Below are 12805 nucleotides of genomic sequence, written 5' to 3' on the forward strand. Positions count from 1 at the left end.
CGCTCAGGGCGAACGGGTTTCGCAAAAGTCCCGCTGAAACGATTCATCGACACGAGGTTCAAATGTTTTCATCCCCATGGCGTCGATTGCACATCTTCGCGGCCGCCGTCCTGGCGGTGCTCGTTGCGGGTGTCCCGGCGCGCGCGGCACAACCGGCGGCGCCATTGCCGCCCGACACGCTGACCTGGCAGAAGCTCGCGCCCGACCAGCGGGCCTTCGTGGACGACCTCGAACGCCGTACCTTCGACTGGTTCTGGGAGAGTGCCGACCCGTACACCGGCCTGGTGCCGGACTCGTGGCCCAACCACACCTTCTCCTCGATCGCCGCCGTGGGCTTCGGCCTCACCGCCTACGGCATCGGCGTCGAGCGCGGCTACGTCACGCGCGCGCAGGCGGTGCAGCGCACCCTGACCACCTTGCGCTTCTTCGCGGCGGCCCCGCAGAATGCCGGCGAGGACGATACCGCCGGCTACCACGGCTTCTTCTACCACTTCCTCGACATGCAGACCGGCCTCCGCTACGGGCGCGGGGTGGAGCTGTCCAGCGTGGACACCACGTTGCTGCTGGGCGGCGTGCTGTTCGCCGAGAGCTACTACGACCGCGACACGCCGCAGGAGCGCGAGATCCGCCAGCTCGCCGACCGGCTCTACCGCGCCGTCGACTGGCCGTGGATGCAGGTGCGCAAGCCGCTGATCAGCATGGGCTGGACGCCGGGCGGCAAGTTCATCGACGACGACTGGAAGGGCTACGACGAGGGCAAGCTGGTGTACATCCTCGCGCTGGGTTCGCCCACGCACCCGGTGGACGCGGACGCGTGGGCCGCATGGTGCGCGAGCTATCCGCAGCAGTGGGGCACGTTCCAGGGCTACACCTTCCTCAACTTCGGCCCGCTGTTCGGCCACCAGTACACCGAATCGTGGGTGGACTTCCGCGGCATCCGCGATGCCTGGAGCCGCGCGCACGACCTCGACTACGCGGAGAACGGACGCCTGGCGACTTACGCGCAGCGCGCCTACGCCATCGCCAATCCCGGCCACTGGACGGGCTACGGCGCCGACGTATGGGGCCTCACCGCCAGCGACGGGCCGGGCGACGTCACCGAGAACTCGCCGCAGGGCGTGCGCCGTTTCAGCAGCTACATGGCGCGCGGCGCGGGGCTGGACGACATCACCGACGACGGCACCATCGCGCCCACCGCGGCGGGCGGTTCCATCGCGTTCGCGCCGTCCATCGCGCTGCCCGCGCTGATGGCGATGAAGCAGCGCTACGGCCGCTACATCTACAGCCGCTACGGCTTCGTCGACGCCTTCAATCCCAGCTTCCACGGCACGCCCGAGAACGGCCACAGCTATCCCGGCTTCGGCTGGGCCGACAACCAGCAGCTGGGCATCGACCAGGGGCCGATCCTGCTGATGATCGAGAACTGGCGCAGCGGCTTGGTGTGGAAGGTGATGAAGAAGAACCCGTACGTCCGCCGCGGCCTGCAACGCGCCGGCTTCACCGGCGGCTGGCTGGAGCGCGCGCAAGCCGCGCCACACTGAGGAAGCACGATGCGTCGCCTGTTCACCGCCATTGCCATCGCCTGCGCCGTCGCGTCGCCCGCGTGGGCGCAGGCGGCGTCGCCGCAGACCGTGCGCATCGATGCCGCGGCCACGGCCACGCCGTTCCCGCACTTCTGGGAACGGATGTTCGGCTCCGGCCGCGCCGCGCTGAGCCTGCGCGAGGACTACCGCGACGACCTGCGCGCGGTGAAGCGCGTCACCGGCTTCCGCTACGTGCGCTTCCACGGCATCCTCGACGACGAGAACGGCGTCTACACCGAGGACGAGCACGGCGAGCCGGTCTACAACTTCACCAAGGTGGATCGCATCTACGACGGCCTGCTGCGCAACGGCGTGCGGCCGGTGGTGGAGATCGGCTTCATGCCGAAGAAGCTGGCGGCCAACCCCGACGCGCTGCATGCGTTCTGGTACAAGCCCAACGTGTCGCCGCCGAAGGACTACGAGCGCTGGGACGGCCTGATCCGCGCCTTCGCGCAACACCTGGTGCAGCGCTACGGCATCGACGAAGTGTCGCAGTGGTACTTCGAGGTATGGAACGAGCCGAACATCGACTTCTGGGGCGGCGTGCCGCGCCAGGCGTCGTACTTCGAGCTGTACGACCACACCGCGCGTGCGCTGAAGTCGGTCAGCCCGCGCCTGCGCGTGGGCGGCCCGGCCACCGCGGCGGCCGCGTGGGTCGGCGACTTCCTGGCGCATGCGGCGAAGGAGCATGTGCCGGTGGATTTCGTTTCCTCGCACGGCTATGCGGACGACACGGTGGAGAACCTGTTCCACAACGATACCCCGGTGCCGGAAGACGATCGCGTATGCCGCGCCATCGACAAGGTGCGCGGCGAGATCGCCGCCTCGCCGCTGCCGCGCCTGCCCCTGTTCTGGACCGAATGGAACGTGCCCGGGCGCGACAATCTGCGCGACACCACCTACGTCGGCCCCGCGCTGGCGAACACGGTGCGCGAGTGCGACGGGCGGGTGGACATGATGTCGTTCTGGACGTTCTCCGACGTGTTCGAGGAAGGCGGCCCAAGCCCCGAGCCGTTCGACGGCCAGTTCGGCCTGCGCGCCAGCGGCGGCATCGACAAGCCCAGCTATTACGACTTCGCGCTGCTGCACCAGCTGGGCGACCAGCGGCTGGCGAACGACGCCCGCGACGCGATCGTCACGCGCAAGCCGGACGGCAGCCTGGCCATCGCGGCGTGGAACCTGGTCGATCCAGGACAACCCGGCACCACGCGCACTCTGCGCTTGAAATTCGACCACCTGCCTGCGGATGCCCGCGTGACGATCCAGCGCGTGGACGACGAACACGGCAACGTGCTGCCGATCTACGCCCGCATGGGCAGCCCGCGCTACCCGACGATGGCGCAGGTGGCGCAGATGAACGCCGCCACGGCCTTGCCGCCGCCGGCGCAGGCACATCTCGACCACGGCGCGCTGACCTTGACGCTGGAACCCAACGCCCTGGTGCTGGTGACGGTGGCGGGGCACTGAGCATGAGCCGCCGCGGACATGCCGACGAGCGATGCGTCCGCCCTCACGGGCGCATCGCTCCGGCGGCGCGCGGCGCGGAGCGGGTGCGCGGCGGATTCCGGCGAGGCGTGCGCGCGGCGGCGGTTCTCGCCGCGCTGTGCCTCGCCGGCTGCACGCACGGGCGCGGCGACACGCTGGTGTTCTGGACGTTCGGCCCCGAGGGCGATGCGGTCGCGAAGCTGCTGCCGGATTTCGAGCGCGCGCATCCGGAGATCCGTGTCGAGGTGCAGCAGCTGCCGCTGAGCGCGGCGCACCAGAAGCTGCTCACCGCGATCGCCGGCGGCACCGCGCCGGACATGGCCCAGCTCGGCAACACCTGGCTGCCGGAGATGGTGGCGCTGCATGCGCTGGCGCCGTTGCAGCAGCGCGTCGCCGCCTCGGCGGCGGTGGCGCCGCCGGATTACTTCGCCAGCATCTGGGCCACCAACGTCAGCGGCGGCCAGCTCTACGGCATCCCGTGGTACGTGGACACGCGCCTGCTGTTCTACCGCAGTGACCTGCTGAAGCAGGCCGGCTTCGACGCGCCGCCGCGCGACTGGGCCGAATGGCGGCGCATGCTGGCCGCGCTCAGCCATCCCGCGCGCAAGGTCTACGGCATCCTGCTGCCGACCAACGAGTACGAGCAGCTGCTGTCGCTGGCCTTGCAGCAACCCGATCCGCTGCTGCGCGACGACGACAGCCGCGGCAATTTCGAGAGCGCCGGCTTCAAGCGCGCGCTGACCTTCTACGTGGACACCTTCCGCCTGCGGCAGGCGCCGGTGGTCACCAACGTGGAAGTGGGCAACCCATGGGAGGAGTTCGGTCGCGGCGTGTACGCGTTCTACTTCTCGGGGCCGTGGAACGTCGCCGAATTCCGCAAGCGCCTGCCGGCGAGCGAGCAGGGCGACTGGGCCACCGCGCCGCTGCCCGGCCCGGACGGCCCCGGCGCGGGACTGGCCGGCGGCGCCAGCCTGGTGGTGTTCCGCGCGTCGAAGCACCAGCGCGCGGCGTGGGCGCTGGTCGAGTACCTGTCGCAGCCGCAGGTGCAGCAGCGCTTCTACCGGCTCACCGGCGACATGCCGCCGCGACGCAGCAGCTGGGACAGCCCGTTGTTGCAGGATGATGTGGCCATGCGCGCCTTTCGCGACCAGCTCGAACGCGTGAAGCCCACGCCGGCGGTGCCGGAGTGGGAACGCATCGCGGTGATGATGCAGCAGGTCGCCGCGCGCGCCGTGGCCGGCGAGCTGACGGTGGATCAGGCCGCGGCGGAGATGGATCGCCAGGCCGACGGCATTCTCGCCAAGCGACGCTCGCTGCTGGAGGCGCGGCGATGAAGCCCTCGCGCGCGGCGTGGCTGTTCCTCGCACCGGCGCTGCTGGTGCTGGCGGTGTTCTTCCTGCTGCCGGTGCTGGGCGCGCTGGCGCTGAGCTTCACCGACTACGACCTCTACGCGCTGGCCAATCTGCACAATCTGCGCTTCGTGGCGCTGGGCAACTACTGGATGCTGCTGCACCGGCCGCAGTTCTGGGCCGCGCTGGGGCACACGTTCTACTTCGTGGCGGTGGGCGTGCCGCTGTCGCTGGCGGCCTCGCTGGGCGCGGCGCTGCTGCTGCACTCGCCGCTGGCGCGCTGCAAGGCGTTCTTCCGCACCGCGCTGTTCGCACCGGTGGTGACCACCGCGGTGGCGACGGCGGTGGTGTGGCGCTACCTGTTCAACACCAAGTATGGCTGGGCCAACCACCTGCTCGGCATGCTCGGCATCCATCCGGTGGACTGGCTGGGCGATCCGCACTGGGCGATGCCCACCATCATCCTGTTCGCGGTGTGGAAGAACTTCGGCTACAACATGATCATCCTGCTCGCCGGCCTGCAGGCGGTGCCCGCCGAGCTGTACGAGGCGGCGCGCATCGACGGCGCCTCGGCGTGGCGGCAGTTCCGCCACATCACCCTGCCGATGCTGGGGCCGACCCTGCTGATGGTGGCGATCCTCACCGTGTCGGGTTATTTCCAGCTGTTCGCCGAGCCCTACGTGATGACCGAGGGCGGCCCGCTGGAGAGCACCACCAGCGTGCTGTACCTGATGTACGAGGACGGCTTCCAGTGGTGGAACCTCGGCACCGCCACGGCGGAGGCCTTCGTGCTGTTCCTGGTGATGTTCGCGGTGACCGCGGCGATGCTGCGGCTGGCGCGGCGGCAGGAGGCAGGATGAACCCGCGGCTGGCGAAGGCGCTGATCAACGGCCTGCTGCTGGGCGGCGCGGCGGTGGCGCTGTTTCCGCTGCTGTGGATGCTCGCGGTGTCGTTCATGCCGGCCGGCACGTCCAACACCTTGCCGCCGCCGCTGTGGCCGGCGCATCCCGTACTGGACAACTACCGGGAGTTGTTCGCGCACGAGGGCATCGGGCGCTACCTGTTCAACAGCCTGCTGATCTCCGGCGGCATCGCGCTGCTGTCGCTGGCGTTCAACCTGCTGGCCGGCTACGCCTTCGCCAAGCTGCGCTTCGCGGGACGCGAGCGACTGTTCCGCGTGTTGCTCGGCCTGCTGGTGGTGCCGGCGCAGGTGGCGCTGCTGCCGCTGTTCCTGATGTTCAAGTACGCGGGCCTGGTGGATACCTACGTGGGCGTGATGCTGCCGGGCATGGCCTCGGTGCTCGGCATCTTCCTGGTGCGCCAGTACGCACGCGGCCTGCCCGACGAGTTGCTGGAGGCGGCGCGCATCGACGGCGCCGGCGAGCTGCACATCTTCCTGCGCATCGTGTTGCCGCTGCTGCGGCCGGTGGTGGCGACGCTGGCGATCCTCACCTTCCTCACCGCGTGGAACGACTTCATGTGGCCGCTGATCGAGCTGACCGGGCAGGGCCATTACACGCTGCCGCTGGGGCTGGCCTCGATGGCGCGCGAGCACACCGAGGGCACCGAGCAGATGATGGCCGGCTCGGTGCTCACCGTGCTGCCGGTGCTGGCCTTGTTCCTTGTCATGCAGCGGCATTACCTCGATGGTTTGCTGCTGGGCGGCGTCAAGGGATGAGGATGGGCATGCGCTTGCGGAAGCTTTCCATGGCGGGCCGTGCAAAATCGCGCGGGCGCATGCTGGCCGTGCTGGTCTGCGGGTTGTCGGGCATGGGCTTCTGCGGCGCATCCGCCGCCGCGCCGGCGAAGCCGGCCTTCGACACCGCGCCGGCACGCGCGGCGCTGCAACGCCTGCTGCCCGCGCAGCAGGCGCAGTTCATCCTCGTCGCGCTGGATCGCGGGCAGGGTGCGGATCGCTTCGAGGTGCGCGGCACGGCTGGACACATCGTGGTGGCGGGTACTTCGCCCGCGGTCATCCTCACCGGCGTGGAAACCTATCTGGAGCAGGCGGCGCACGTCGCCATCGGCTGGCCGGGCGACAGCCTTGCGCGCCTGCCGGCCACGCTGCCGGCGCCGTCGTCGCCCATCGGGCGCCGCGCCGCCGTGCCGGATCGTTACGCATTGAACGATACCGACGACGGCTACTCGAACGCCTACCTGGATTGGCCGGCGTGGCAGCGCAAGATCGACCTGCTCGCGCTGCACGGCATCGACGAGGTGTTCATGCCGGTCGGCACGGAGGAGGTGTACCGCCGCACCTTCCGGGATTTCGGCTACGGCGATGCCGAGATGCGCGCGTGGATTCCCGCGCCGGGGCACCAGCCGTGGTGGCTGCTGCAGAACATGTCCGGGTTCGACGCGCCGCTGTCGCCGCCGCAGTACGCACGGCGCGTGGCGCTGGCGCGGAAGATCGTGGCGCGCCTGCGCGAGCTGGGCATGGCGCCGGTGTTCCCCGGCTGGTTCGGCACGGTGCCGCCGGGTTTCGCGGCGAAGCATCCCGGCGCGAACGTGGTGCCGCAGGGCATGTGGGCGGGCTTCGCGCGGCCGGACTGGCTCGATCCGCGCGATCCGCTCTACGCGAAGATCGCCGCGGATTTCTATCGCCGGCAGCGCGCGTTGTTCGGCGATGCCGGGATGTACAAGATGGATCTGCTGCACGAGGGCGGCAGCGCCGGCAAGGTGCCGGTGGCGGAGGCCGCGCGCGGCGTGATGAAGGCCTTGCAGGCCGCGCATCCCGGCGCGCGCTGGGTGCTGCTGGGCTGGCAGCACAACCCGTTGCCGGCGGTGCTCGATGCGGTCGACAGGCAGCATCTGCTGATCGTCGACGGCTTGTCGGATCGCTACGAGGGACTGGATCGCGAACGGGACTGGCACGGCACGCCGTATGCCTTCGGCAGCATCCCCAACTTCGGCGGCCACAGCACGCTGGGCGCGAACGCCGGCGTGTGGCTGCGGCGCTTCGCCGCGTGGCGCGACAAGCCCGGCAGCCAGCTGCGCGGCATCGCGTGGATGCCCGAGGCCAGCAGCATCGACCCGGCCGCGTTCGCGCTGTTCACCGCGCTGGCATGGGAACCGCTGCCGCATGATGAAGCCGCATGGTTCGAGGCCTATGCCGACAGCCGCTACGGCGGCGCCGACGCGCATGCCGAGGCCGCGTGGCGCATCCTCGGCGAAACCGCCTACGCCATGCCGTCGGACGGCGACTCGGAGCCGCAGGACGGCCTGTTCGGCGCGCGCCCCGCGCAGGATGTGGCCACGGCGGCGACCTGGTCGCCGAAGGCGATGCGCTACGACGCCGGGCGTTTCGACCAGGCCATCTGCGAACTGTTGCAGGTGGCGCCGGTGTTGCGCGACACCAGCGCGTATCGCCACGACGTGGTGGACGTGGCGCGGCAGACCATGGACAACCATGCGCGCCTGCTGCTGCCGCGGATCAAGGCGGCCTACGCGGCGAAGGACGCCGCGCGCTTGCGCGCGCTGTCCGGCGAGTGGCTGGACAACATGGCGCTGCTCGACCGCCTGCTCGCCAGCGATCCCGGTTTCCTGCTCGGCAACTGGCTGGCGCCGGCGCGCGCGGCGGCGGGCAACGACGCCGAAGCGGCGCAGTTCGAGTACGACCAGCGCACCTTGATCACCATCTGGGGCGACCGCGGCGGCGCCGATCGCGGCGGCCTGCACGATTACGCCAACCGCGAGCTGTCCGGCCTGGTGAGCGGCTTGTACGAACCGCGCTGGCGGCGCTTCTTCGCGTCGCTGGAGCAGTCGCTGGCGACGGGCAAGCCGCCAGCGGCGATCGACTGGTACGCGATGGAACACGCATGGGCGATGTCGCGCGCGACGGAACCGACCACGCCGCAGGGCGATCCGTGGCGACTGGCGTCCGAGGTGGCGCGGCGGCTCGGAGTCTGCAAGCCGTGAGCCGCTGCCCTGCCACGCATGGCCTTGCCGCCTCAGCCGATGCGCGTGCCGTCGGCCGGGTCGAAGAAGTGCAGGCGCTGCGTGGCGATGCCCAGGCGCACGGTGTCGCCCGGCGCGCAGGCGATGCCCGGCGGCGTGCGCACGATCAGCGGCAATTCGCCGTGGCGCAGGTTGAGGAAGACCTCGTTGCCCACCGGCTCCAGCACTTCCAGCCGTGCTTCCAGCGCGGCCATGGGATCGTCGGTAGCGAGCGGGCGCAGGTCTTCCGGGCGCACGCCGAGCACCACTTCACGATCGCGCCAATCGGCGAGCGCATCCATCTGCGGCGGCGTGCCGAGCCGTATCGTGCCGCCTGCCGTGGCCAGCAACAGGCCGTCGTCCGCATGCAGCGCGCCGCGCAGCAGGTTCATCGCCGGACTGCCGAGGAAGCCGGCCACGAACAGGTTGGCGGGGCGCTCGTAGAGCTTCATCGGCGTGTCGATCTGCTGGATCGCGCCCTGGTCGAACACCACGATGCGCTGGCCCAGCGTCATCGCCTCGACCTGGTCGTGGGTGACGTAGACCGTGGTAGTGCCGAAGCGGAGGTGCAGCCGCGCGATCTCCACACGCATCGACAGGCGCAGCCGCGCGTCGAGGTTGGACAGCGGCTCGTCGAGCAGGAACACCGCGGGCTGGCGCACCATCGCGCGGCCCAGCGCCACGCGCTGGCGCTGGCCGCCGGACAGCGCGGCGGGGCGCGCGTCCAGCCGCTGCTCCAGTTCCAGCAGGCGCGCGATCTCGTCCACGCGCCGCGCGATCTCCGCGCGCGGCGTGCCGCGCAGGCGCAGGCCGAAGCCGAGGTTCTCGGCCACCGTCATGTGCGGGTAGAGCGCGTAGTTCTGGAACACCATCGCGATGTCGCGATCCTTCGGCGCCACGGCGTTCACCACGCGGCCGCCGATGCGCAGCGTGCCGCTGCTGATGGTTTCCAGTCCCGCGAGCATGCGCAGCAGCGTGGTCTTGCCGCAGCCGGAGGGGCCGACCAGCACCAGCAGTTCGCCGTCGGCGATGTCGAAGCTGGCGCCGGCCACGCCGACGTGGCCGTTGGGATAGACCTTGCGCAGGTTGTCGAGACTGACGGTGGCCATCGGCGTGGCGTGCTCCCAGGTGGTCACCGCGCTGCGGTGATCGCCGTGGCAGGAAAGGGCGTGCATCCCGGGACGGCGTTCGGCTATTCTCGGGATGTAAACGGTTACATCAAGCCGCAGTGCGGCATTCGAGAGTTTTGCAATCCATGACCCGACGTTACCGCTTTCCGGACGGCTTCCTCTGGGGCGCGGCCACCTCCGCCTACCAGATCGAGGGCTCGCCGCTGGTGGACGGCGCCGGCCCCAGCATCTGGCAGCGCTTCGCGCACACGCCGGGGATGATGGCGAACGGCGACCACGGCGACGTGGCCTGCGACCATTACCGCCGCTACAAGGACGACGTGCAACTGATGCGCGCGCTGGGCCTGCAGAGTTACCGCTTCAGCGTGAACTGGGCGCGCGTGCTGCCCGAGGGCACCGGGCGCGTCAACGCCAAGGGTTTGGACTTCTACTCGCGGCTGGTGGACGAGCTGCTGGAGAACGGCATCGCGCCGAACGTCACGCTGTTCCACTGGGACTTGCCGGCGGCGCTGGACGACCGCGGCGGCTGGCTCAACCGCGACATCGCGCACTGGTTCGCCGAGTACGCGGCGACGATGTACAAGGCGCTGGACGATCGCGTGCCGCACTGGAGCACGCTCAACGAACCGTGGGTGGTGGTCGACGGCGGCTACTTGAACGGCACGCTGGCGCCCGGCCACCGCAGCCCGTTCGAGGCGCCGCTGGCCGCGCACAACCTGATGCGCGCCAGCGGCGCGGGCATCCAGGCCTACCGCGCGCACGGCAGGCACGAGATCGGCGTGGTGTTCAACATCGAACCCAAGTATCCGGCTTCCGACAGTGCGGAAGACCTCGCCGCCACGCGCCGTGCCAATGCCTACATGAACCTGCAGTTCGCCGACCCGGCGCTGCTGGGCAGCTATCCGCCGGAACTGGCGGAGGTGTACGGCCGGGCATGGCCGGACTTCCCCGCGGACGATTTCGAGCTGACCAAGCAGCCGGTCGATTTCGTCGGCCTCAACTACTACACGCGCGCGGTGGTGCGGCACGATGCCGATGCGTTCCCGCTGCGCGCCGCGCCGGTGCCGCAGCCGCAGCACACGCGTACCGAAACCGGCTGGGAGGTCTACGAGCAGGGCCTGGTCGACATGCTCACCGGATTCCGCGAGCGCTACGGCGACATCCCGCTCTACATCACCGAGAACGGTTCGGCCTTCTACGACCCGCCGACGGTGGAGGGCGCGCTGCTGGAGGATCCGCTGCGCACGGACTACCTGCGCAAGCACCTGCAGGCCGCGCACCGCGCCATCGAGGCCGGCGTGGATCTGCGCGGCTATTACGCGTGGTCGCTGCTGGACAACCTGGAATGGTCGCTGGGCTACGCCAAGCGCTTCGGCCTGTACCACGTCGATTTCGCCACGCAGAAGCGCACGCCCAAGGCCAGCGGGAAGCTGTACGCGCGCGTGATCGCAAGCCACGGCGAAGCACTGGGCGAATCGTGAGAACCATCGTGCGCAAGGGCGCAGGGGAGACGACATGAAGAACACCAAGACGATGCTGCGCCGAACCGCGCTGGGCCTGCTGGCGGCAAGCCTGTTCGCGCTGGGCGCGGCGCAGGCCGCGCCAGCCGCCGGCGACGACGTGCGGATCGCGGTCGACGCGAAGGCGGCGGGCACGCCGTTCCCGCACTACTGGGAGCAGATGTTCGGCTCCGGCCGCGCCGTGCTGGCGCTGCGCGACGACTACCGCAAGGATCTGGTTGCGGTGAAGCAGGCCACCGGCTTCGGCTACGTGCGCTTCCACGGCATCCTCGACCGCGAGGTGGGCCTGTTCCAGCTCGGCAAGAACGGCCAGCCGTTCTACAACGCCGCCGACAAGTCGGACAAGGGTGGCGAGCCCGTCTACAACTTCTCCTACGTCGACCAGATCTACGACGGCCTGCTGGAACGCGGCGTGCGCCCCTTCGTGGAACTGGGCTTCATGCCGGACGACATGTCGTCCGATCCCAAGCTGATCCAGGATTTCTGGTACCGCCCGAACATCGCGCCGCCCAAGAGCTGGGCGCTGTGGGACGGCATGATCCGCGCCCTCGCGCAGCACCTGATCGCGCGCTACGGCATCGATGAAGTGTCGCAGTGGTACTTCGAGGTGTGGAACGAGCCGAACATCGGCTTCTGGGGCGGCAAGCCCAAGATGCCGACCTACTACACGCTGTACGACCACACCGCGCGCGCGCTGAAGTCGGTGAGCCCGCGCCTGCGCGTGGGCGGCCCGGCCACGGCGCAGGCCGCGGAGGTCACCGGCTTCCTCAAGCACGTGCACGACGGCAACGTGCCGGTGGACTTTGTCAGCACCCACGTCTACGGCGACGACACCGCGGACAACGTGTTCCACACCGACGAGAAGATCCCGCGCAAGGACATGGTGTGCCGCGCGGTGGACAAGGTGCACAAGGAGGTGCTGGCCTCGCCGTATCCGAAGCTGCCCTTCATCATGAGCGAGTTCAACGCCTCCTACGCCAACCTGCCCAACGTCACCGACTCGGTGTACATGGGCCCGTGGCTGGCCAACACCATCCGCGCCTGCGCGGGCAAGGTGGACGCGATGAGCTACTGGTCGTTCTCCGACGTGTTCGAGGAAGGCGGCGTGGTGCGCTCGCCGTTCTACGGCGGCTTCGGCCTGATCGCCGAGGACGGCATCCCCAAGCCATCCTTCAACGCCTTCGCGATGCTGCACAAACTGGGCGACGTGCGGCTGCCGTCGACCTCCGACTCCGCGCTGGTCACCCGCCGCGCCGACGGCACCCTGGTGCTGGCGCTGTGGAACTACGCGCCGCCGGTGGGCGACACCGCCGCCTACACCGTCGGCCAGCCGAAGGGCGCCGCGAAGCACTTCGAGATCGACCTGTCCGCGCTGCCGGCGCACGCCGCGGCGACGGTGTGGCGCCTGGACGAGACGCACGGCAACGTGATCGCCACGTTCGACAAGATGGGCCGCCCGGCCTTCCCCTCGCGCGAGCAGATCAAGCAGCTGCGCGTGGCCGGGCAGATGGCCGCGCCGGAGCAGGTGGCGCTGCACGGCGGCAAGTTCGGTATCGACATTCCGCCGCAGGGGCTGGTGGTGGTCGAGGTGCGTTGAGCAGGAGTTTGCTGCCGCTTTTGCTTTTATCCCCTCGCCCGCTTGCGGGAGAGGGGTTGGGGGAGAGGGGCTTTGGCTCTGGGCTGTTGTCGCAAGCGACGAAGCGGTTTCGTGCTGCTGTCGCAGCCCGAGTTACTTTTCTCTTGCGTGGCCAAGAGAAAAGTAACCAAAAGAGAAGGCCACCCCGCGGAGGCGCTCTCCGGGC

Annotated in this window: 9 protein-coding genes; 8 read left to right on the forward strand and 1 reads right to left on the reverse strand. The window is 69.7% G+C overall.

Going from position 1 to position 12805, the window contains the following annotated elements; translation table 11 throughout:
- The first annotated feature begins 62 nt into the window (after positions 1 to 62).
- From ACZ5Z2_RS00945 to ACZ5Z2_RS00970, 6 genes are read left to right on the forward strand one after another with little or no spacing between them, the layout of a single operon-like run.
- On the forward strand, positions 63 to 1541 hold the full coding sequence (locus ACZ5Z2_RS00945) for a glucoamylase family protein (RefSeq protein ID WP_464760108.1): 1479 nt from the start codon (positions 63 to 65) through the stop codon (positions 1539 to 1541).
- 9 nt (positions 1542 to 1550) lie between these two features.
- On the forward strand, positions 1551 to 3050 hold the full coding sequence (locus ACZ5Z2_RS00950) for a GH39 family glycosyl hydrolase (protein WP_464760109.1): 1500 nt from the start codon (positions 1551 to 1553) through the stop codon (positions 3048 to 3050).
- A gap of 53 nt (positions 3051 to 3103) precedes the next feature.
- Positions 3104 to 4402, forward strand: coding sequence for a sugar ABC transporter substrate-binding protein (locus tag ACZ5Z2_RS00955; protein ID WP_464761638.1), 1299 nt, complete (start codon positions 3104 to 3106; stop codon positions 4400 to 4402).
- A complete protein-coding gene (locus tag ACZ5Z2_RS00960; protein ID WP_464760110.1) occupies positions 4399 to 5277 on the forward strand; it encodes a carbohydrate ABC transporter permease in 879 nt (292 codons plus the stop codon). The genes ACZ5Z2_RS00955 and ACZ5Z2_RS00960 overlap by 4 nt, the downstream gene beginning before the upstream one ends.
- On the forward strand, positions 5274 to 6095 hold the full coding sequence (locus tag ACZ5Z2_RS00965; protein WP_464760111.1) for a carbohydrate ABC transporter permease: 822 nt from the start codon (positions 5274 to 5276) through the stop codon (positions 6093 to 6095). The genes ACZ5Z2_RS00960 and ACZ5Z2_RS00965 overlap by 4 nt, the downstream gene beginning before the upstream one ends.
- Positions 6096 to 6124: 29 nt before the next feature.
- Positions 6125 to 8335, forward strand: coding sequence for an alpha-N-acetylglucosaminidase (locus ACZ5Z2_RS00970; RefSeq protein WP_464760112.1), 2211 nt, complete (start codon positions 6125 to 6127; stop codon positions 8333 to 8335).
- 32 nt (positions 8336 to 8367) lie between these two features.
- On the opposite strand, the gene ACZ5Z2_RS00975 is transcribed toward ACZ5Z2_RS00970, so the two are convergent.
- Entirely contained in the window at positions 8368 to 9462 is a 1095-nt protein-coding gene (locus ACZ5Z2_RS00975) for an ABC transporter ATP-binding protein (protein ID WP_464761639.1), read from the reverse strand.
- 146 nt (positions 9463 to 9608) lie between these two features.
- On the opposite strand from ACZ5Z2_RS00975, the gene ACZ5Z2_RS00980 reads away from it, so the two are divergent.
- Both ACZ5Z2_RS00980 and ACZ5Z2_RS00985 read left to right on the forward strand, forming a co-directional pair.
- On the forward strand, positions 9609 to 10964 hold the full coding sequence (locus ACZ5Z2_RS00980) for a GH1 family beta-glucosidase (protein ID WP_464760113.1): 1356 nt from the start codon (positions 9609 to 9611) through the stop codon (positions 10962 to 10964).
- Between the two features lie 34 nt (positions 10965 to 10998).
- Complete coding sequence (locus ACZ5Z2_RS00985) at positions 10999 to 12600, forward strand: GH39 family glycosyl hydrolase (protein WP_464760114.1); 1602 nt, start codon at positions 10999 to 11001, stop codon at positions 12598 to 12600.
- Positions 12601 to 12805 lie beyond the last annotated feature (205 nt).

This window comes from Rhodanobacter sp. G1 (assembly GCF_055397855.1).